This window comes from Duganella sp. 1411, from assembly GCF_017833525.1.
GTDB lineage: Bacteria > Pseudomonadota > Gammaproteobacteria > Burkholderiales > Burkholderiaceae_D > Rugamonas.
The window spans coordinates 309,477-330,896 of the sequence record NZ_JAFICD010000005.1 but is presented as its reverse complement, the minus strand read 5'-3'; the positions used below and the strand labels follow the sequence as shown (position 1 = coordinate 330,896).

Here is a 21,420-nt window from a genome sequence, read left to right as displayed (position 1 = left end):
TGCGCGCCGGCCAACGAAAATCCGGTACTATGATTTTTTCGTCCAAGGAGGAAATGTCATGCGCGTGGATATTTATTGCCGAGATGAAGCACAGGGGAAGCACAGTTATCTGGCGGTTCCGGAAGGAAAGCCAATCCCCGAGGAAGCGACCAACACCGATTGGCAGCCGGAGGCCCGGCAGGTCGAGGTCGACGACGACAGCGATGACTTGCCGCGCTATCACATCGTCCATCCGCTCGAGCAGATCGGCGCCAAGGGCTACGCGATCACCAGCTTGAACGAGCAACTGTAACGCCGGCGGCGCGTTATCACGGCGCGCCGCTACGGCGCGTCGCCCGCCTCCAGCATGCTCAGCCGCACCAGGTCGGCGACGTTGTCCACCCCCAGCTTGCTCATCAGGCGCGCCTTGTGCACCTCCACCGTGCGCACGCTGATCCCCAGCGCCGGACCGATCTGGCGGTTGTGGCAACCGCTGACCACCAGTTGCAACACCTCCCGCTCGCGCGGCGTCAGGCAGGCCAACCGGTCGGCGCCGGCGCCGCGCCGGCGCTGCTCGCCGCCGACCTGGCGCGCGCGCGCCAGCCCCTCGTCGATGGCGGCGATCAGCTTGTCGTCGTCGAACGGCTTTTCCAGGAAATCGACGGCGTCGGCGCGGAACGCCGCGCGCGCCGTGCCGACGTCGCCGTGGCCGCTCATGACGACCACCGGGATGCGGCAGCCGCGCGCGGCCAGCTCGCCTTGCAGCGCCAGGCCGTCCATGCCGGCCATGCGGATATCGACCAGCAGGCAACCGTTCCAGTCCGGCCGCCACGCCTGCAGGAAGGCCTCGCCGCTGGCGAACACCGCCGTGCGGTAGCCGCGCACGCCCAGCAGCAATCCCAGCGCGTCGCGCACCGCCGCGTCGTCGTCGACGATCATCACCGCCAGATCGCGCCCGCCCGCCTCGCGCCCGCCCGCCTCATTTGTGCCCATCGCCACCCCGCTCCTGTTCCTGTTCCTGTTCCGCTTGTCCCGCGCGCGCCAGCGGCAGCGCCAGTCTGAATACCCCATGCCCGCCCGCCTCGGCCCACAACGAGCCGCCGTGCGCCTCCATGATAGCGCGGCTGAGCACCAGGCCCAGCCCCAGCCCGCTGGCCTTGGTCGACACGAACGGTTCGAACAGGCCCGCCGCCAGCGCCTCGGTCACGCCGTGGCCGCTGTCCTCGACCGTCAGCTGCAGGCAGCCATCGCCGCCGCGCCCGCCGCCGAGGAGGCGCGCCGACAGCGTCACGCGGCGCGCGCCGGGCGGGCGCTCCTGCGCCGCCTCGAGCGCGTTGGCCACCAGGTTGCGCAGCACCAGCGCCAGCTGCACGCGGTCGGCCAGCACCGCCGGCGCCGGGATCTCGCCGATGACCAGCTCGACGCCGTGCTCGCGCAGCGCGGCGGCGAACTGGCGCGCCACCTCGCGCACCAGCGGCGCCGGCGCGACCGCCTCGAGCCGCAGCGCGCCGCTGCGGAAAAAATCGCGCAGGCGCCGCACCACCTCGGCCGCCCGCCCCGACTCGGCGATCATGTGGCGCACCGCGTCCTTGAGCAGGGGGCCGCTGTCGCCGCGCTCGAGCAGCAGTTCGCAGGCCTTGCCGTAGGCGCCGAGCGCCGTCAGCGGCTGGTTCAACTCGTGCGCCAGCGCGGCGGCCATCTCGCCGGCCGCCGCCAGCCGCAGCGAGCGTTTCAGCTCGGTCGACACCTGGCGCAGCTCGTCGACCACGATGCCGATCGAAAAGCCCACCAGCGCCAGCGCGGCGTCGAGCATCTGCAGCTCGTGCACGGCGATGTCGACCGCGTGGTTCCACTTGACCAGCGCGCCGATGCCGGCCTGCAGCAGGCACACCATCAGCGCCGCGCCGCGCAGGCCCTGGCGCGAGGCGGCCCAGATCACCGGCAGGAACAGGAAATAGAACTCCTTGAATTCGGACGTGGCGATGCTGCCGAACACCAGGTACAGCACGCCGGCGGCCAGCGCCAGGTAGCCCAGCGTTTCGAGCCGCCAGACGGCCGCGCGCAACTGGCGGCGGCGCGCCGGGCAGGCCAGCATCCAGATCAGCGGCATCGACACCAGCGCGCCGACCAGGTCGCCGATGCCGAAGCGCAGCACGGCCGCGCCCCACTGCCCCGCGGGGATCAGGCCGCCCAGCGACAGCAGCGCGATGTAGACCAGGTCGTTGAGCGCGGTGCCGGCGGCGAGGATGGCGACCCAGTCGAACAGGCCGCGGCGGTCGTCGAAGATGGCGCCGTCGGCGAAGCGGCGCCGCAGCGCCTCGCCGATCATGCCGTAGCCGAACATCAGCCACAGCGACATCAGCACCGTCAGCGCCGGGCCGGCCGGCATGCCGCGCACCAGCACCTCGCCGGCGGCCAGCGCGATGAACCAGGCCGGCGCCAGGCGCCAGCCGTAGCGCAGCCACAGCACCAGGCCGAGCGCCGGATCCGGGTTCCACGGCGTGATGTTCAAGCCGTACAGCGGATCGAGGTAGGTGCTCCAGTCGAGCAGCAGGTACAGCGCGATGAAGGCCGGGAAGCGCCAGTGGCGCGTGGTGAGCGGGGGCAAAGCCATCGATGCGGTCCGTGTGCGGAGGGCCGCCGCCGGCGCGGCGCTAAGGGAAACCCTTACTGGGCGCCGGCGCGCCAGCGGCGGCCGTGTTTTCTTGCGCGCAATTATTAAGGGAAACGCGTAGGGATTTACACGAATTTACATTGCGTTACACGGAGTCTACCATCGCCTTACCCTGACGGCAATTTAATTGCATCGAGACAACAGCTTACCCGCTGTCGGCCGCCCCCGCACCCCCGCGACGGCCCGCGTCCCGGCGCCGTCGGCCGTCATTGCCGCCCGACCCGGGCGGCGGCATTCTTGAAAGACGCCCCATGTCGCAGTTGATCACCCTCCATTCCGGCACCGCCGCCCGCACGGGACTCAAGCGGCTCGGCGCCAGCGCCAAGCTGGCGTTGCGCGCGCTGCTGGCGCGCTCGGCCAGCAGCCGCTGGCTGCAGTTGCTGAACTCGCACCCGATGTTCACCGAGCTGGTCAAGGCTAAGCCGCAGCTGGTCTACAAGATCTACCGCCCCTACCTGAGCAAGAAATTCAGCTGCGACCAGCGCGTCGAGCTGCTGGGCGCGCACTACCGTTTCATCCTGCGCCAGGGAATGGCCGCGCTGACGGTGCGCGCCGCGCGCGCCAGCGTGGCGATCGGCGGCGTGACGGGCAAGTCCGGCCTGCCGTACGTGATCCGCCTGAGCGCGGTCGACCACATGGAGCGCGAGGGCGACCTGGCGCTGCAACTGCTGCAGGGCGGCGCGGCGGTGTACACCTGCGCGTTCTCGTTCTTCGCGCTGGCCGCCGACGCCCCGGGGCGCTCCGGCATGGGGCTGTTCGTCGGCTGCATGCAGGGGCCGCGGGACGCGCGCGGGCTTGAGCTGATCAAGGAGGCCACGCGCGAGCTGCATGGGCTGCGGCCGAAGAATCTGATGATACGGCTGCTGGCGCGCATCGCCCATGAGCAGGGCTGCGGCGAGCTGCGTCTGGTCGGCAACGACAACCGCGCGGCCTGGCGCGCGGCGCGGCGCGGCAAGGTGCACGCCGATTACGACGCGCTGTGGGCGGAGCTGGGGGCCGAGCGGCGCGCCGATGGCGACCATACGCTGCCGTGCGCGGCGCCGGCCGAGCCGGATCTGGCGCTGGTGCCGTCCAAGAAGCGCTCGGAGGTGCGCAAGCGGCATGAGATGTTGACGCAGCTGGGGGACGCAGTGTGCGCGGCGCTCAGGGCGGGCGTGTGATCTTCGGCCCGCGCCGGCCACGGCCACTGCACACACCGGAAACTCCGGAAACACTGGAAACACGTAGGGCGGATTAGCGCAGCGTAATCCGCCATTGCGTGCGTCCCGGCGGCGCGTGCAATGGCGGATTACGGCGTTCCGCCTAATCCGCCCTACGTCGAACACGGGTACTCTTAGTACTCGATCTCGACTTCGCTGGCGCCCAGGCCCTGCTTCAACGCCAGCTGCAGGTCGTCCGACGGCGCCACGCGCCAGCCCTCCCCCAGCTGCAGCACGCATTTGACGCCCTGCGGCGCCACCCGCATCGCCACCGGCAGGCCGTCGGCCATGCGGTGCGGCGCCAGCAGCTCGGCCATCTTCTTGGCGTCCACATTGGCCGGCAGCGACAGCGCCAGCTGCTTGCCGTAGTTGACGCGCGCGGTGACGATGTCGAACACCCGCTCGGCCGAGATCCGCAGCCCGCCCGAGAAGCGGTCCTCCGACACCTTGCCGACGACGGCGAGGAACTCGTCGTCCTTGAACATGCGCTTGTTCTCCTCGAACACCTCGGAATACACGGTCACCTCGACCACCGCCGTCTTGTCGTCCAGGGTGACGATCAGGATCTTGCCGCGCTGCGTCATCTGCGGCCGGATGCCGGTGATCACGCCGCACAGCATGCGCGGCTCGCGCGACGGCTCCAACTCGGCCAGCTTGGTGCGGGCGAAGCGGCGCGCCTCGGGCGCGAACGAGTCGAACATGTGGCCCGACAGGTAGAAGCCGAGCGCGATCTTTTCCTCGGCCAGCTTCTGGCGGTCGGTGAACGGCGCGCATTTGACATACTCGGGCGGGGCCACCAGGTCGCTGTCGTCGCCGCCGAACAGGCTGACCTGGTTGGCCGCCTTGGCTTCCTGGTCGGCGCACTCCATCGCGAAGCCGACCGATGCCAGCAGGATCGCGCGGTCGACGTCGAGGCAATCGAAGGCGCCCGAGCGGATCAGCGATTCGATGGTGCGGCGGTTGATCTGCTTCTTGTCGACCCGCTTGCAGAAGTCGAACAGGCTGGTGAACGGACCGCCGGCGGTGCGCGCGGCGATGATCGCCTCGATCGCGTTCTGGCCCGAGCCCTTGACGGCACCGAGGCCGTAGCGGATCTGCGTGACCTTCTTGCCGGTGACCGATGGCGGCGGGCCGTCCGGCGTGAAGCGGTAGTCGGACTTGTTGATGTCCGGCGGCAGGATGGTCAGGCCGCAGATGTCGATCGCGTCCTCGACCAGGATCTTGACCTTCTCGGTGTCGTCCATCGCCAGCGACATGTTGGCCGCCATGAACGCGGCCGGGTGGTGCGCCTTCAGGTAGGCGGTGTGGTACGACAGCAGCGCGTAGGCGGCGGCGTGCGACTTGTTAAAGCCGTAGCCGGCGAACTTTTCCATCAAGTCGAAGATCTCGTCGGCCTTCTGCGCGGTCAGGCCGTCCTTGGCGGCGCCGGCGCGGAAGATCTCGCGGTGCTCGGCCATCTCCTCGGCTTTTTTCTTACCCATCGCGCGGCGCAGCATGTCGGCGCCGCCCAGCGAGTAGCCGCCGACGATCTGCGCCATCTGCATCACCTGCTCCTGATACACCATGATGCCGTAGGTTTCGGACAGAATCGATTCGGTGCGCGGATCGGGATAGTCGAACTTCTCGCCGTGTTTGCGTTTGCAGAAGTCTGGGATCAGGTCCATCGGGCCCGGGCGGTACAAGGCGACCAGCGCGATGATGTCCTCGAAGCGGTCGGGCCGCGCGTCCTTCAGCATGCCCTGCATGCCGCGCGACTCCAGCTGGAAGACGGCGACGGTTTTCGCCTTGGTCAGCAGCTCGTACGACGGCCGGTCGTTGAGCGGCAGCTTGGCCAGGTCGAACTCGGCCTCCTTCGGGTCGAGCGCCTTGATGTAGCGCACCGCGCGGTCCAGGATGGTCAGCGTGGTCAGGCCCAAGAAGTCGAACTTGACCAGGCCCACGGCCTCGACGTCGTCCTTGTCGTACTGCGACACCACGCCCGAATCGCCGCCCTGCGTGTACAGCGGGCAGAAGTCGGTCAGCTTGCCCGGCGCGATCAACACGCCGCCGGCGTGCATGCCGATGTTGCGGGTGATGCCCTCGACCTGCTGCGCCAGATCGAGCAGCTGCGCCACCTCCTCCTCGTTCTGCTGGCGCTCCTTGAGCATCGGCTCCTCCTCGATCGCCTCGGCGATCGACACCGGCTTGCCCGGCTTGAACGGAATCAGCTTGGAGACGCCGTCGCAGAAGTTGTAGCCGAAGTCCATCACGCGGCCGACGTCGCGGATCGCGCCCTTGGCCGCCATGGTGCCGAAGGTGGCGATCTGCGAGACCGCCTCCTTGCCGTACAAATCCTTGACGTGCTGGATGACGCGGTCGCGCCCCTCCTGGCAAAAGTCGATGTCGAAGTCGGGCATCGACACCCGTTCCGGGTTCAGGAAGCGCTCGAACAGCAGGTTGTATTTGAGCGGGTCCAGATCGGTGATCAGCAGCGAATAGGCCACCAGCGAGCCGGCGCCCGAACCGCGGCCCGGTCCGACCGGCACGCCGTTCTCCTTGGCCCACTGGATGAACTCCGCCACGATCAGGAAGTAGCCGGGGAACTTCATGTTGCAGATGGTATCGGTCTCGAACTTCAGGCGCGCCTCGTAGCGCGGGCGCTCCTTTTCGCGCCGCTCCGGGTCCGGGTACAGGTGGAGCAGGCGCTTTTCCAGGCCGGCCTTCGACTCGGCCACCAGGAATTCGTCGATCGTCATGCCCGGCGGGGTCGGGAAGTTCGGCAGCTGCGGCTTGCCCAGCGTGAGCGTCAGGTTGCAGCGCTTGGCGATTTCCACCGAGTTTTGCAGCGCCGCCGGCAGGTCGGCGAACAGCGCGCGCATCTCGGCCTGCGACAGGAAGCGCATGTTCTCGTTGAACTTGCGCACCCGCTTGTTATTGGCCAGCATCTCGCCCTCGGCGATGCAGGTGCGCGCCTCGTGGGCGATGTACTCGTCGCCGGAGATGAACTGCACCGGATGGGTGGCCACCACCGGCAGCCCCAGTTTGGCCGCCAGCGCGACCGAGTGGCGCACCTGCGTCTCCTGGTTGGCCTGGCCGGCGCGCTGGATCTCGATGTAGAAATGGCCGGGGAAGATCGCCGCCCACTTCTGCGCGTTCTTCTCGGCCAGCGCCGGGTTGCCGTTTTCGATGGCGATGCCGACGTCGCCGAAGTGGGCGCCCGACAGCGCGATCAGGCCGTTGGCCGGATTATCGTCGGGCAGCAGGTCGTAGGTTTTCGACGCCAGCTCGGCCAGCCACTCGGTGCGCAGCTCGGCGCGGCCCTTGTACTGGTTGGTCAGCCAGGCGGTCGACAGCAGCTCGCACAGCTGCAGGTAGCCCATGCGGTTTTTGGCGAACAGCATCAGGCGCGACGGCTTGTCGCGGTTGTCGTCGTTGGTGATCCAGACGTCGACGCCGACCACCGGCTTGATGCCCTTGCCGCGCGCGCTCTTGTAGAACTTGACCATGCCGAACATGTTGGACAGGTCGGTGACGGCCAGCGCCGCCTGCTTGTCCTTGGCGGCGGCGCCGACCAGGTCGTCGATGCGCACCAGGCCGTCGACGATCGAATACTCCGAGTGCACCCGCAGGTGGACGAAGGCCGGCCCGACCGGCGCCGCGATGCCCTCGTCCGGCGCCACCACTTGTTCGTTTGCTACCATGTTCATACGCTGCCCACCGCTGATCAATAACCAGCTATTTTACCGTGCGGGCGTCGATCCCGATGATCTGATTTGCGCCGCCCGGCCGGACCGCAGCGACCCTCCCGGCGAGTTTACCCGGCATTTGCCCCGGCAAAACTCTACGAATCTCACAATCCCGCAAATATTAACAAAAAATAAAAATAAATATTTTTGACAATTTTTGTTGGTTATTATTTCCCGGAGTCAAGGGTCAGCCAGCCGATTTCCTTGGCGCGTCCGTCCATCCACCACGAGGGAATACATGAAAATTAGTCAATTAAAAGCGATTAAGCAGGCGATTCTTCTGTTATGTCCACTGCTGACCGTGAGCCCTGCCATGGCGCAGATCGCTCCGGTAGGTGTCGAACTGGCCAGGCAAGCGAGCCAGCCGGCCGCCGTGCAGGCCCGCGTCGCGGCCGCCAGCGAGCACCTCAACGCCATGCGCGGGGAACTGGGACTGACCGGCAACGACCAATTGACCCCGGTCAGCACGGTGGTCGACGAGTTCGCGCACAGCCACACGCGCTTCCAGCAGCGCTACCAGGGCGTCAAGATCTGGGGCGGCGAGGTCATCACCCACGCCGACGCCGGCGGCCAGCAACTGGCGCTGACCAACGCGCTCAAGACCGAGATCAGCGTCGGCACCACCCCGCGCCTGTCGACCGACGAGGCGCTGGCGGTGGTCCGCAAAACCCTGCTGCCGAAAGGAAAATTCTCCGCCGAGCCGGTGTTCGAGCTGGTGATTTATCCGCAAACCGAACCGGTGCTGCCGCGCGGCGTGGCCAACGAGGAGCTGGACGCCACCATGGTCGGGGAGCGCGTGCTGGGCCACCTGCTGACCTACCATGTCCACGTCGAACTGAACAACAAGAACGACGGCGTCAAGCATGTCGACTTCCTGATCGACGCCAACACCGGCGCCATCGTCAAGCAATGGAACAGCCTGCAGACCGCGCACACCGTGGCCACCGGCGCCCGCGGCTACTACAACGGCACCGTCTCGCTCAACACCAACAGCACCGCCAGCGGCTACGAGCTGCGCGACATGCTGCGCGGCACCGGCGGCAGCTTCGGCAACAACGTCGTGCTCAAATACAATACCGCGACCCCGGTCATCGGCGACATCTTCACCGACCCCACCAACACCTGGGGCGACGGCCAGAACTACACGCCCGGCAGCGGCACCACCAGCGACTCCTACCAGACCCCGGCCGTCGACGTCGCCTACGGCATCGGCGCGACCTGGGACTTCTACAAGAACATCTTCGGCCGCAACGGCATCGACGGCGCCGGCAAGGCCACCTATGCCGTGGTGCACGATCCGCTGCCGCAGTCCAGCGGCGTCAACGCCTACTGGTCCGACACCTGCTTCTGCATGCACTACGGCGACGGCAACGCCACCTACAAAAACGTCACGTCGCTCGACGTGACCGGGCACGAGCTGACCCACGGCGTCACGGCCAAAACGGCGGGCCTGTACTACATCGGCGAATCGGGCGGCCTGAACGAGGCCACCTCGGACATCTTCGGCTCCCTGGTCGAGTTCTACAAGCGCGGCGGCGGCACCTCGACGATTCCGGCCACCGGCGGCAATTGGACCATCGGCGAGGGCATCGGCCCCTCGCCGTTCCGCTATATGTACAAGCCGAGCCTGGACGGCGGAAGCTTCGACGCCTGGACCCTGGCCATCGCCGAGGCGGACGTGCACTACAGCAGCGGCCCGATGAACCGCGCGTTCTACTTCCTGAGCCAGGGCGCGACCACCTCCGGCGACACCTCGTCGACGTATCTGCCGTCGGGCATGACCGGCATCGGCAACGACCGCGCCGGGCGCATCTGGTACCGCGCGCTGACCGTCTACATGACCAACACCACCAACTACGTGTCGGCGCGCTCGGCCGCCATCACCGCCGCGCGCGACCTGTACGGCAACGGTTCAGCCGAGGAAAAGGCGGTATGGAACGCCTTCCGCGGCATCAACGTCGGCGCCGCGTGGAGCGCCGCCGCCTGCGGCGCGCTCGACGCCGGACGGGTCATGTCCAGGGACGAGGCCATTCCTTCGTGCAACGGGCAATATAAACTGGTGATGCAAGCGGACGGCAACCTGGTGCTGTACAAGGTCTCGCCGCTGACGCCGGTGTGGAACGCCAACACCTACAACAACCCGAACGCGACCGCGCTGCTGCAGGCCGACGGCAACCTGGTGGTCTACCAGAACAGCAGCAAGACGCCGCTGTGGAACGCCGGCACCTTTAGCTCGCCGGGCGCCACCGCCGCGATCCGCGACGACGGCAACATGATCGTCACCAGCCCCAACGGCCTGCCGGTGTGGTACGCGGTGCCGCCGGCGGCCACGCCGCTGCAGGCGACCGGCGCCGGCAACACCTCGATCGCCACGTCCGAAGTCCTGGCCGCCGGCAAAACCGGCTTCATCGGCAACGCCGACCCGGCCACCAACCGTTACTATCAGGTGACGCTGTCGCCGGGACAGACCGTGACCGGCGACTTCGTCGGCTCCTGGCTGTCGAGCGAGTACGCCTACTGGGGCCTGTTCGTCGTCAGCAACGCCAACACGGATGTCGTGCCTTCGAAGTACAGCAGCTATTCCAACACCCGCATCGTGCAGTCGTACAAAAACACGGGGACGACGCCGACGACGGTGTATTTCCGCACCTACCGGGGCGGCGCGGCGTACGAACTGGTGCCGTTCACGATCGCGTTCAGGTTCAATTAATCGGGTATAAGTGAACTGCGCGGCCCGGGGCGAGTTGTCGCCCCGGGCCGCGCTCATTACCAAGGAGGACATCATGAGCCGACATCGATCCGCCCGCATCGGCGCCGCCGCGGGGGGCGTGGCGCTGCTGGTCCTGCTAGGTTGCGCCACCGCGCAATCCCGGCAGCCGGCGCCGTCGCGCGCGCAACTGCTGGCGGCCTTCGGCCCGTCGCCGGGGGACGCCAACTGCCAGTTCAGCACCACGCTGCTGCTGGTCGACCAGCGCCTGGTGTACAGCCGGCGCGTGGCGCGCGCCTGCTCGGACGGCGCCGGCGGCGCGTTGTACGACGGCGCTCCGGAGCGCGTACTTTGCACCAGCGGCGGCATCCTGCCGGCGCCGCGCTGCGACGACGAGCGCTGGCGCGCGCTGTTCCTGCAGCTCGAAGCCCAGCGCGACCTGGCCAGGGCGGCGCTGCCGGGCCACGAGGTCACCGTGCTACAAGCGCCGGGGCCGTCCCCGGGGCGCTAGCGGCCGCCGTTTTTTTGGGCAGAAAAACGCGTATAATGTCGCCTTTCCCGTTTTTTTGATCCCATCCATCATGCCCGCTAATACCGCTTTACAAGCTGAAGCGCATGCCGCCGCCATCGCCGCCGCTGCCGCCCACGTCAACATCGCCGCCTACAAGTTCGTCACCTTCGACAACACCGAGGAGATGCGTCCGCTGTACCAGGACATTTGCCAGCGGCTCGGCCTCAAGGGCACCATCCTGCTCACGCCCGAGGGCATCAACATGTTCCTGTCCGGCCCGCGCGCGCGCATCGACGAGTACCTGGCCTGGGTGCGCGACGACGCCCGCTTCGCCGACCTGGAAGTGAAGGAAAGCTATTCGGTCGAGCAGTCGCACAAGCGCATGCTGGTCAAGATCAAAAAAGAAATCATCACCATGCGCATGCCGCTGATCAAGCCCGAGGAGGGCCGCGCGCCGTTCGTCGACGCCCACACGCTCAAGCGCTGGCTCGACAACGGCGTCGACGACCACGGCAAGCCGGTGGTCATGGTCGACACCCGCAACGATTTCGAGGTCGACGTCGGCACCTTCGACAACACGGTCGACTACCGCATCACCAAGTTCACCGAGTTCCCCGAGGTGATCGCCGCGCACAAGCCCGACTTCGACGGCAAGACCGTGGTCACCTTCTGCACCGGCGGCATCCGCTGCGAAAAGGCGGCGATCCACATGCAGAACATCGGCTACCAGGACGTCTACCAGTTGGAGGGGGGCATCCTGAAATACTTCGAGGAGGTCGGCGGCGCCCACTACACGGGCGATTGCTTCGTGTTCGACTACCGCACCGCGCTCAACCCCAAGCTGGAGCCGACCGAGACCGTGCAGTGCTTCGTCTGCCGCGCCGTGGTCACGCCGCGCCAGCAGTTGTCGCCGGAATACGTGTACGAGAAATCGTGCCCGCATTGCTACGGCAAGAAACAGGCGTAAAACGATTTTCGTAGGGCGGATTAGGCGGAACGCCGTAATCGGCCATCGATGAGCCGCCGATAACGCACGCAGGGCGGATTACGCTGCGCTAATCCGCCCTACGTGGTTCCGATGTCCGCGTAGCGTTACAGCAACTTGAGCTGCTGCCAGACCGGCACCTTGTCGCGCAGGATGGCCTCGACGCGCGGGCGCAGCTCGGCCAGGTTGGCGTCCTCGCCCTCCAGCGGCACGCCTTCCTTGGCCATGCGCCGCCCCAGCGCTTCCAGCCTTTCCCACACCTGCCGCGTGACGGCGTCGACGTACACCGTGCCCTTGCGCTGCGACAGCACGCTGTAGACCAGGCGGTCGATCACGTCGGCGCCGACGCCATTGCCCGTCAGAGGCGAGCACAGCACCTGATACTCGTCGCTGTAGCGCAACAGCCGCACCAGCGCCGCGTTCATCCGCGTTGCAGCCTCGGTCTTGCCGCCCGCATGCAGATACACCGCCGCCTGGCCGCTGCTGGCCAGCAGCGTGGCCACCTCCATCAGGCTGGTGACGGGCCGCCCGGCCAGCGAGGGCAACGCCATCAATTCCCCCAGCGTGTGCGGACGCGTCGCCAGCGCGTCGCACACGGCGCCATACAGATTCACATCACCGTTGAAGGTGCCCACCGCCGTCTTCAGCGTCACGGTGCAGGCGGCGCGCGGCACCGTCAACGCCACGCCGACCTGCGACAGCACCTCGGCGTGCCGCAGCGGGCTCATCCTGCGAAGCCCGCGCACGAACACGTCCTTGCGGAAGGCGTTGTCGAGCACGTAGTCCTTCAGCGTTTCCTGCATCACGGAGTCGGGGAAGGTCTCGACCACCGCCCTGCGCTCGGGCGACAGGTACAGGCTCGGATAGGCCATCGGCAGCACCGCCGAACCGGCGTACTCCATCTTGGCGTCGGCCAGGTCGCGCGCCACGTCGGCGTGGTACAGCGGCTGCCAGTGCTTGTGCATGTATTCGTGCACCAGATAATTGCGGTTGCCCGATTTGAGCGTCTCCAGCCGCGGCTTGAGCGACGGATGCGCTTCGATATAGGCCGACTGGGCCCCGGCCAGGCGCTCGACGAACTGGACGGCGCCGGCCATCTCGGCGTTGCTGCGGTTGGGGAAGGCGTCGCCGTACTCGACCAGCAGACGCTGCAGCGGCTGCGCGCCGGCCCAGCCGGGCATGGCGTTGTAGCTGATATAGACGGCGCCGCCCGGTTTCAGGTAGCGGCCGATGAAATCGACGATATGCCGGCGGTTTTCGGCCGTCACCCAGGTGTAGATGCCGTGCAGCGTGATGTAGTCGAACTGCGGCAGGTCGCCGACCTTGCCCTGCGCCAGCTCCTCGAAACTGTTTTCCAGTAAGGTCAGGTTGGACAGCTGGGCGCTGGCCGCCAGCGCGCGGGCGCCGGCGACGTGGGCCGGATTGAAATCGGCCGCGTAGAAGGTGCCCTGCGGATTGCCGGCCGCCAGCACGTTGGCGGTCAAGCCGCGGCCGAAGCCCAGCTCGAAATAGGTGAACGGACCGGACAGCACCGGCGGCTCGTAGCCGTTCAGCGCGCACACCAGGTTCAGGTAGCTGGGCCCCTGCTCCATGTAGAACCCGGCCGTGTATTCGACGTCCGACGCATATCCCGCTGTCCAGTCCATTTGCTCTCCCCAAGCGCGTTAAAAATGACCGCAGGAAGTATCGCACCCTTTTAACATTTCATGCAACATGAACCAAACGGCCACAGCAGGCCGTGCGCTCAACGGAAGTTGGCCGCCATTTCGCGCACGTCGCTCTCGCCGAGGGTGCCGACCGAGGCCCGCATGCGCAGCGAGGTCAGCAGATAGTTGTAGCGCGCCTGGGCCAGGTCGCGCTTGGCGGTGAACAGCTGCTGCTTGGCGTTGAGCGCGTCGAGGTTGATGCGCACGCCGCCCTTGATGCTGCGCTCGGTGGCGACGATCAGCGTCTCCGACGACGCGACCGACTTGAGCAGCGCGTCCACGCGCTTGACGCTGCTGGCCATCACGCTGTAATCCTTGCGCAGTTCCAGCACGATCTTGTCGATCTGCGCCTGCAGGTCGGCCTTGGCCTTTTCGCGGTTGGCCACCGCCTGGCGCGCCTGCGCGTTGACCTGGCCGCCGGCGTACAGCGGAATGTTGACCTGCAGGCCGATGCTGCGGATGGTCTGGTCCTGGTTGTAGGTGTTGATCGAGTCCGACGCCGTCTTGCCGTAGGTGCCGACGATGTCGACGCGCGGTGCGTGGCCGGCGTAGGCCTTCTTGACTTCGCTGTCGGCGATGTCGACGCCGTAGGCCAGCGCCTTGATGTCCGGGTTTTGTTCGATCGCCACCTTTTTCCAGTACTCGAACGGCTGGCCGTCGGCGGGGCGCACGCGGAACTCCGGCACCAGGTCGTCGACGCCGTCGACCTCGCCGCCGATGATGGTGCCCAGCGTGTCGCGCGAGGCCGTCAGCGCGTCCTCGGACTCGAGCACCTGGGCCTCGGACACGTCGAGCCGGGCCTGGGTTTCCAGCATGTCGGTGCGGGTGCCCTCGCCCTTGTCGAACATGCGGTCGTTGACCTTGCGCTGTTCGGCGTACATGTCGCGCTGGACCTTGGCCAGCTCCAGCAGGTCGCGCTTGTACAGCACGTCCAGATAGGCGTTGACGACGCGGAAGATGACCTCCTGCTTCTGGCTGTCGAACTGGGCGGCGGCGTAATTGGTCTGCGCCACGCCCTGCTTGTAGCGCGCCCAGCCGTCCAGGTTCAGCAGCGGCTGGCGCACCTGCACCGTGGCCGAGCGCGAGATATAGTCGCGCGGCACCGAGACATCGCCCTGCCGCGTCGCTTCGGTCAAGGTGGTGCGGTTCTGGCTGCCGTTCCAGCTGCCCGAGACGTTGGGCAGCAGGTTCGACAGGCCCAGCTTGCGGTTCTCCTTGCCCGCCTCGTTCGAATAATACGCCGCGCGGTAGGCCGGGTCGTTCTGCAGCGCCGCCTCGTAGGCCTGCACCAGGCCGATCGCCCGCGCCGGCTGGCCGCACAGCAGCGACAGCGCGGCGCCGACGGCGGCCGCGACCAGGCGCGGCGGGCACTGCAACGTCGCATTCAACTTGAACACCGCCATCATTCCTCCGTCATCGAGGTTTTGGCGCGGTCGAACACCGGCTTGAGCAGGTAGCTCATCATGGTGCGCTCGCCGGTGCGCACGAAGATCTCCACCGGCATGCCGGGGATCACGTCCATCTTCTTGGCGGCGATCATTTTCATGCCCTCCGGCGTGACCTTGGCGCGCACCTTGTAGTACGGGTTGCCGGTGCGCTCCTCGACGATGCGGTCGGCGCCGACCTGGGTGATGACGCCCTTGATGTGCGGCGTCTTGTTGGCGTTGAAGGCGGCGAAGATCAGCTCCACCGGCAGGCCGACGTGGACCTTGTCGACCAGGTTGACCGCCAGCTGGCCCTCGACCACCAGGCCGTCGTCGGTCGGCACGATCTCCATCATCTTGGCGCCGGGCGCGACCACGCCGCCGCGGGTGAACACGCTCGAGCCGATCACCACGCCGTCGGCCGGCGCGCGCACCTCCAGGTTGGCCAGGTCGAATTCCTGGCCCTGCATGCGGCCCTCGAGCGCCTCGGCCTCCTTCTGGGTGTCCGACAGCACGGTGCGCAACTCCTTCTGATAGTCCTGCAGCCGCTGCGACTTGCGCAGCGTCATCTCCAGCACCTGGCGCCGGGCGCGGCCGATGTTGCCGACGTCCTCGGCGATCGAACCGGCGATCTGCGCATAGGTGCGCTGGATGTCGAGGAAGCGGTTGCGGGCGATGTAGCCGTCCTTGGCCAGGTCGCGCGTGTTGTCGACCTGCTCCTTCATGATGGCCAGCTGTTCCTTCTTGGCGTCGCGCGACTCCTCCAGCCCCTTGGCCTGGATCGTGATGCCGGCGATGTTCTCGTCCACGCCGGCCAGCTCGTTGCGCAGCGCCGACTGGCGCGCGAGCATCAACTGCTCCTGCTGGGCCAGCGTGGCGGCCACGCGCGGATCGTTCTTGTACTGCTCGAGCTTGGCGGGGAACGGGATGCTGGTCTTGCCGGCCAGTTCGGCCAGCACCCGCGCCTCGACCGCGCGCGTGGTGATGTACTGCGGCACCGACACTTCCAGGGTCGAGCGGGCCTGGGTGTCGTTCATGCGCACCAGCACCTGGCCGGCCTTGACCTGGGCGCCGTCGGCCACCAGGATGTCCTTGACGATGCCGCCCTGCTGCATCTGCACCGCCTTGCGGTTGCCTTCCTTGGCCACCGTGCCCACCAGCGGCACGCCCTTGTCGAGCGGCGCCAGCGTTGCCCACAGCACGAAGCCGAGGAAGCCGACGGCGACGATGATCCAGCCCATCCGGGCGTAGGCGCGGGCGTCGGTGTTGACCGTCAGCGGCGTGACGTCGTGGCTGATGACCTCGACCGCCGGTTCCTGTTTGTTCACGATGTTCATGCTTACTCCTGTTCCGCCGCTGCTGCCGCGGCCGCGGCCGCCGCCTGTTGCTGCTGTCGCTGGACGACCTGCTGCGCATCGGCCTCGGCCGCGCGCTGCGCCGCCTGCTGATTCGCTTCCAATTGTTTTTGATTCGCTTCCTGCAGCGCCGCCAGCACCTGGTTGGTCGGGCCGAACATCGACACCACGCCGTCGCGCAGCAGCAACAGCTTGCTGGTGGCGCTGATGACGTTGGTGCGGTGGGTGATCAGGATGATGGTCTTGCCGCGCGCGCGCAGGTCGTTGATGGCTTGCACCAGCGCCGCCTCGCCGACGTCGTCGAGGTTGGAATTGGGTTCGTCGAGCACCAGCAGCGCCGGATCGTCGTACATCGCGCGGGCCAGGCCGATGCGCTGGCGCTGGCCGCCGGACAGGCCGGCGCCGCCGTCGCCGAGCACCGTGTTGTAGCCGTTCGGGAAGTGCAGGATCAGCTCGTGCACGCCGGCGCGCTTGGCCGCCTGCACCACTTTTTCGGGATCGATGTCGCCGAAGCGGGCGATGTTTTCGCTGATGGTGCCGCCGAACAGTTCGATATCCTGCGGCAGGTAGCCGATGTGCGGACCGAGTTCGGCCTTGTTCCAGCTGTAGATGTCGGCGTTGTCGAGCCGCACCTTGCCCATCGCCGCCGGCCACACGCCCACCAGCAGGCGCGCCAAGGTCGACTTGCCCGAGCCGCTGGGGCCGATCACGCCGAGCACGTCGCCGGCCTTGATGGCGAAGTTGACGCCGCGCAGCACCGGCACCTGGGTGCCGGGCGGGCCGGCGGTCACGCCCTCGACCGCCAGGTCGCCGACCGGCTTGGGCAGCGGCATGCCGGCCGCGCGCGCGGGGTTGCGTTCCAGCAGTTCGTTGAGGCGCTCGTAGGCGCTGCGGGTGCTGGCCACCGACTTCCACACACCGATCAGCTGCTGCACCGGCGCCAGCGCGCGGCCCACCAGGATCGAGGCGGCGATCATCATGCCGGCCGTGATTTTGTTTTCCAGCACCAGCAGCGCGCCGAAGCCGAGCACCAGCGACTGCAGCGAGGTCTGGACGAATTTGGTCACCGCGCCGACCATGCCGGCCTTCTCGCTGGCCTCGGCCTGCAGGCGCAGGAACTTGCCGTGCAGCTTGTACCAGCGCGCCATCAGGTTCGGCAGCATACCCATCGATTCGATCACCTCGGCGTTGCGCAGGTTGTTGGTGGCCAAGGTGTTGGAGCTGATCGCCATCGCGTTGGCCTCGGCCAGCGGCTTGTGCGAGACGCGCTCGTTGACGTAGGCGCACAGCACCAGCAAGGCGGTGCCGCACAGCGCGAACAGGCCCAGCGAGGGCTCGAAGACGAAGATGACGATCAGGTAGACCGGGAACCACGGCGCGTCGAAGAAGGCGAACAGCGCGTTGCCGGTCAAGAACTGGCGGACGTTGGTCAGGTCCTGCAGCGCCTGGCCGGCGTTGCCGCCGACGCGCTTGAGGTTTTGCTCGAAGGCGGCGGTGTAGACCCGCTTGTTGAGCTGCATGTCGAAGCGGGCGCCGACGCGCACCAGCACGAAGCTGCGGATCAGTTCGAGCGCGCTCATCAGCATGTAGGCGCCCAGCACCATCATGGTCAGCATCAGCAGGGTGATTTCGTTCTTGCTGCCCAGCACGCGGTCGTAGACCTGCAGCATGTACAGCGACGGCGCCAGCATCAGCAGGTTGGTGATGGCGCTGAAGGTGCCGACCGTGACGAAGGTGCTCTTGAACGTGCGCAGCACCTGCGCCAGCTCGCTGCCTTGATCGAATAGTTTGTTTTTCATGTGGATACGCGCGGACGCGCTCAAGTCAATAAGGAGAGATTTCCCGAGAGTACGGACATTATCCCCCAAATCGCTTGAAAAATGTGATCTCCGTCACAAATTTTGGGTGTTTTCAGGCAAAAAAATGCGGCGGCGGGCCGCCGCGCCACACTTTCGGTCGCGCCACGGGTCGCGTAAACGAAAAAAAGCCAGGCTCGCGCCTGGCTTTCATAACCGAAGTTATTTCCTGCCGACAGGACCCCGCCGGGGCGGGGCCTTGCCGGAGTACCCGCTCCTGATTACACCAGGATGAAGGCAGTCGAGGTGATGGTGCTCACGCCCGTCAGGTGGATGTAGAAGTCAGCAACGCCGTCGCCGGTGTTGTCGACATACAGGTTGTGGTTGGCGGCATCCAGCGATGCAACAACGGTGTTCGCATTTTTGTTGTTAGCCAGGAAGGTGGTCGCGTCAGCGGCCGAGGTCTGGACGTCAACAACAATGCCGCCCGTACCATTACCTGCGTGCACGAACGCCAAGGCGTCGCCGGTCAGCTTGGTCAGGTCGGTGACCGCGCCAGTCTTGTCCGCAGCGCCGCTGGTGCCGTTACCAACGGTGTTCGCGCTGAAGTCGGTGATGGTGTCGAACTTGCCGGTACCGATTTGCGAATCACCAGTTGCGTAGTGGAAGATATCGTTGCCTGCGCCACCGGTCAGGGTGTCGCCGTTGGCGCCGCCGGTGATGTTGTCAGCCTTGGCGCCACCAATGATGGTGTCGACGGTCGCGCCGCCGGTCAGATTGGCGTTGCCAGCGGTGGCCGAACCTTTGATCGTCAGGGCAGCCGAACCAGCCACAGCGGCCGAAGCGTTGATGTCCACACCAGCGGTGTTAGCCGACGCGTCGATCGTTGCCAGTTTGGTTTCGGTACCGGCGGTGGCGTATACCAGTGCCTTGTCGCCGGTGATGTTCAGGGTGACCAGTTGGTCATCGCTCAGCACCAGGGTGTTGGTGACGACATCGGCTTTGTAGCCAGCAACATGATCAGCGGTCTGCAAGTCGATGCTGGTGCTGGTCACGTTCAGGGTCTCAACGTTGGCCGCAGTGACGGTCTCGGTGACGGCGATCGCGGCAGCGGTCGTATTGTTGTCGTCCGTGTAGGCGTGCGCCAGGGTCAGGTTGACGGTGTCGGCCGCGGTGTCGGTTTTCAGCGCGACAGCCAGGGTACCGGTGTTGGTAGCCAGATCGCCGGTCAGGGTGACGTTGGTGTTGGCGCCCAGGCCGGTGACGGTTGCGGTCGCGGCGGCAGTCACGCCGTCGCCAGCGACGAAGTTCACCACGCCAGCGAAGCCCGAAACGTCGGTCGGACCATTGCCCATCACGTCGGTGATTTTCAGGGTTTCGAAGTTGGTGAACTTGGTGGCCGAGCTGGTCACAGCGCCCAGAGCGGCTGCCGCGAAGGCGATCGTGTCGACGCCGTCGCCGCCGTTGACCGAACCACCGGTACCCAGAGCCGAGGTGGCAACAATGGTGTCGTCGCCAGCGCCCAGGGCGATGGCTTTGGTGGTTGCAGCAACGCTGACGGTGTCGTTACCAGCACCGCCGGTGAAGACAACGGCGTTAGCCAGGGCTGGGGTGATCACCACGCCACCGGCTGCGGCGGTCGCGTCGATCGCGGTCAGCGCGGCAACAGCGCTCAGGCCGTTGATGGTGGTGACACCGGCGCCGGTCAGGGCGATGGAGGTCGCCTTGTTGACGGCCAGGTCGGTCAGGGTCAGGTCGACGCCGGCGTTGATGACGACCGAGGTCGCGGCGGCGGCGGCGACGCTCACGCCGGCGCTCTTGGTGGCGACGGCGTTCAGGGTCAGCGAAGTCGCGCCGGCATCGGTGATCGTGCCGCCGGTGACTTTGTTCAGCGTGACGGTCTCGGCGTGGGCGGCGCTGTTGGCGATGGTGGTCGACTGGTTGGTGTTGGCCAGCGACACGGTGGTGATGCCTTTACCGGTCAGGGTAGCGGCGCCAGCGTTGCCATTCAACGACACCGATTTCAGCACGGTGCCCGAGGTCGAACCGTCGGTGATGGTGATGACCTTACCGCCTTTGACCACGGCGCTTGCCAGGGCGGCGTTGGTGGTCGCGGTCACGTCGCCAGCGACGTTAGCGGTCACGTTGATCGACGAACCGCCTTCAACGATGACGCCACCGGCGCCGGTGTTGGTCACGGTGACAGCGGTGGTGTCGGCAGCGGTAACGGTCTGGTCAACAGCACCCTTCACCGTGAAGCCGGCCGAGGTCAGGCTGGTCCATGCCGAGACGTCGGCGGCGTCGGACTTGAGGCCGGCCGACGAGGTGATGTTCAGCTTCTGGATGTTGGTCACAGTGGCGATCGACAGATCGACACTGGCGCCGGTGACGTCAACGATGTTCAGCGTGTTGACGCCGGTGCCGCCGTTGATGTTGTCGAGCGCGGTGAAGGTCTTGTCGGTGGCGTTGATCACGTCGTTGGCGGCGGTGCCGACGAAGGTGTCAGCGGCGTCCGTCAGCACGGAAACAACCGACGGTGGCGCGGTCAGGGTGGTGATCGTGTCGTTGATCTTGACTTGGTAGTCGGCGACCACGGTGGTGTCGCTCACGCCCAGCAGCAGACCACGCGCCAGGGCGGCGGCGTCGTTACCAGCGTAGGCATTGATCTTAGGGATCGAATCCAGCGAGCTGGTGAACTCGGTGGCGACCGCCAGGGTGTTCTTAACGGTGGCAGCGTCTTTCAGGCCTTGCTCGCTGGTGTTAGCCAGGGCGCCGTTGGTGATGGCCATGGCAGCGTTAGCCTTGGTCAGGTTGCCGGACATGATGGCGTTGATCCAGAACGTGCCGCCGCCGGTGTCGGCGTCGCGGTGCAGGACGTTGTTGTAGATGGCGTTGACGAACTTGGAGATTTCCAGGATCGAGTTGCCCGAACCGTACAGGGCGACCGATTCCGGCGAGGCGCTGAAGCTGTTGACCAGTTGAGCCAGAGCACCGGTAGGCTGCGATTGAACCAGCGTGTCCAGCGCGGCGATGGTGGTTGGCGCGCCCAGCGAGTCCAGTTGTGCCGAGAACGCTTGCAGACCATAGGTGTCCGCAGGACGACCGAAGTACGAAACGTACAGTTGTTGTACCAGTGCAGTGTAATCAGTTGCCGCCATAATGATGTTTCCTTAAAAAGTTTTGGTTTGAACCATAAATCCGCAGCTCAGAGTCCCTGGCGCCTATGACACCGGGCCCTTATTGCAGAGGTGGACGTATCTTGCCATACCGCACGACAATTGTTGTGACGGGCATCACAATCGAGAAGATTTATCAAAATAATTTTTATCAATCGTTAATTCGAGAATGAATATTTGTGA

Annotated in this window: 13 protein-coding genes; 5 read left to right on the top strand and 8 right to left on the bottom strand. The window is 66.3% G+C overall.

The annotated features are described in order from the left end of the window. Positions 1–58 precede the first annotated feature (58 nt). Positions 59–292, top strand: coding sequence for a DUF6139 family protein (locus JOD97_RS24370; RefSeq protein ID WP_209724355.1), 234 nt, complete (start codon positions 59–61; stop codon positions 290–292). A gap of 29 nt (positions 293–321) precedes the next feature. On the opposite strand, the gene JOD97_RS24365 is transcribed toward JOD97_RS24370, so the two are convergent. After that, positions 322–972 carry a response regulator transcription factor gene (locus tag JOD97_RS24365; RefSeq protein WP_209724353.1) on the bottom strand — a complete coding sequence of 217 codons (651 nt, stop codon included), beginning with the start codon at positions 970–972 and terminating at the stop codon, positions 322–324. Next, entirely contained in the window at positions 959–2,593 is a 1,635-nt protein-coding gene (locus tag JOD97_RS24360) for an ATP-binding protein (RefSeq protein ID WP_209724351.1), read from the bottom strand. Before JOD97_RS24360 ends, JOD97_RS24365 begins: the two co-directional genes overlap by 14 nt. Before the next feature lie 311 nt (positions 2,594–2,904). Here JOD97_RS24360 and JOD97_RS24355 point away from each other — a divergent pair, with 311 nt between their 5' ends. Continuing rightward, positions 2,905–3,813, top strand: coding sequence for a DUF535 family protein (locus tag JOD97_RS24355; RefSeq protein WP_209724349.1), 909 nt, complete (start codon positions 2,905–2,907; stop codon positions 3,811–3,813). Positions 3,814–3,986: 173 nt separating this feature from the next. Here the strand turns inward: JOD97_RS24355 and dnaE are convergent, their stop codons facing one another. Continuing rightward, a complete protein-coding gene (gene dnaE / locus JOD97_RS24350) occupies positions 3,987–7,538 on the bottom strand; it encodes a DNA polymerase III subunit alpha (RefSeq protein WP_209724347.1) in 3,552 nt (1,183 codons plus the stop codon). A gap of 352 nt (positions 7,539–7,890) precedes the next feature. Between dnaE and JOD97_RS24345 the strand changes: the two genes are divergently transcribed. From JOD97_RS24345 to JOD97_RS24335, 3 genes are all read left to right on the top strand, one after another. Beyond that, complete coding sequence (locus JOD97_RS24345; protein WP_209724345.1) at positions 7,891–10,287, top strand: M4 family metallopeptidase; 2,397 nt, start codon at positions 7,891–7,893, stop codon at positions 10,285–10,287. Positions 10,288–10,360: 73 nt separating this feature from the next. Beyond that, on the top strand, positions 10,361–10,795 hold the full coding sequence (locus JOD97_RS24340; protein WP_209724343.1) for a hypothetical protein: 435 nt from the start codon (positions 10,361–10,363) through the stop codon (positions 10,793–10,795). A gap of 70 nt (positions 10,796–10,865) precedes the next feature. After that, positions 10,866–11,762, top strand: coding sequence for a sulfurtransferase (locus tag JOD97_RS24335; RefSeq protein ID WP_209724340.1), 897 nt, complete (start codon positions 10,866–10,868; stop codon positions 11,760–11,762). Between the two features lie 125 nt (positions 11,763–11,887). Here the strand turns inward: JOD97_RS24335 and JOD97_RS24330 are convergent, their stop codons facing one another. From JOD97_RS24330 to JOD97_RS24310, 5 genes are all read right to left on the bottom strand, one after another. Beyond that, positions 11,888–13,426 carry a class I SAM-dependent methyltransferase gene (locus tag JOD97_RS24330; RefSeq protein WP_209724338.1) on the bottom strand — a complete coding sequence of 513 codons (1,539 nt, stop codon included), beginning with the start codon at positions 13,424–13,426 and terminating at the stop codon, positions 11,888–11,890. A 98-nt stretch (positions 13,427–13,524) separates the two neighbouring features. Further along, positions 13,525–14,883 carry a TolC family outer membrane protein gene (locus tag JOD97_RS24325; RefSeq protein ID WP_373999928.1) on the bottom strand — a complete coding sequence of 453 codons (1,359 nt, stop codon included), beginning with the start codon at positions 14,881–14,883 and terminating at the stop codon, positions 13,525–13,527. 5 nt (positions 14,884–14,888) lie between these two features. Next, on the bottom strand, positions 14,889–16,247 hold the full coding sequence (locus JOD97_RS24320; protein WP_209724336.1) for an HlyD family type I secretion periplasmic adaptor subunit: 1,359 nt from the start codon (positions 16,245–16,247) through the stop codon (positions 14,889–14,891). A 2-nt stretch (positions 16,248–16,249) separates the two neighbouring features. After that, complete coding sequence (locus tag JOD97_RS24315; protein ID WP_209724335.1) at positions 16,250–18,064, bottom strand: type I secretion system permease/ATPase; 1,815 nt, start codon at positions 18,062–18,064, stop codon at positions 16,250–16,252. Between the two features lie 278 nt (positions 18,065–18,342). After that, complete coding sequence (locus tag JOD97_RS24310) at positions 18,343–21,219, bottom strand: DUF4214 domain-containing protein (RefSeq protein ID WP_209724334.1); 2,877 nt, start codon at positions 21,217–21,219, stop codon at positions 18,343–18,345. Positions 21,220–21,420 lie beyond the last annotated feature (201 nt).

Excerpts from the sequence above, each read along its gene's own strand:
- JOD97_RS24345 (WP_209724345.1), top strand. The coding sequence starts at position 7,891 with ATGGCGCAGATCGCTCCGGTAGGTGTCGAACTGGCCAGGCAAGCGAGC.
- JOD97_RS24310 (WP_209724334.1), bottom strand. The coding sequence starts at position 21,219 with ATGGCGGCAACTGATTACACTGCACTGGTACAACAACTGTACGTTTCG.
- JOD97_RS24340 (WP_209724343.1), top strand. The coding sequence starts at position 10,361 with ATGAGCCGACATCGATCCGCCCGCATCGGCGCCGCCGCGGGGGGCGTG.
- JOD97_RS24370 (WP_209724355.1), top strand. The coding sequence starts at position 59 with ATGCGCGTGGATATTTATTGCCGAGATGAAGCACAGGGGAAGCACAGT.
- JOD97_RS24330 (WP_209724338.1), bottom strand. The coding sequence starts at position 13,426 with ATGGACTGGACAGCGGGATATGCGTCGGACGTCGAATACACGGCCGGG.
- JOD97_RS24355 (WP_209724349.1), top strand. The coding sequence starts at position 2,905 with ATGTCGCAGTTGATCACCCTCCATTCCGGCACCGCCGCCCGCACGGGA.
- JOD97_RS24315 (WP_209724335.1), bottom strand. The coding sequence starts at position 18,064 with ATGAAAAACAAACTATTCGATCAAGGCAGCGAGCTGGCGCAGGTGCTG.
- dnaE (WP_209724347.1), bottom strand. The coding sequence starts at position 7,538 with ATGAACATGGTAGCAAACGAACAAGTGGTGGCGCCGGACGAGGGCATC.
- JOD97_RS24365 (WP_209724353.1), bottom strand. The coding sequence starts at position 972 with ATGGGCACAAATGAGGCGGGCGGGCGCGAGGCGGGCGGGCGCGATCTG.
- JOD97_RS24320 (WP_209724336.1), bottom strand. The coding sequence starts at position 16,247 with ATGAACATCGTGAACAAACAGGAACCGGCGGTCGAGGTCATCAGCCAC.
- JOD97_RS24335 (WP_209724340.1), top strand. The coding sequence starts at position 10,866 with ATGCCCGCTAATACCGCTTTACAAGCTGAAGCGCATGCCGCCGCCATC.
- JOD97_RS24360 (WP_209724351.1), bottom strand. The coding sequence starts at position 2,593 with ATGGCTTTGCCCCCGCTCACCACGCGCCACTGGCGCTTCCCGGCCTTC.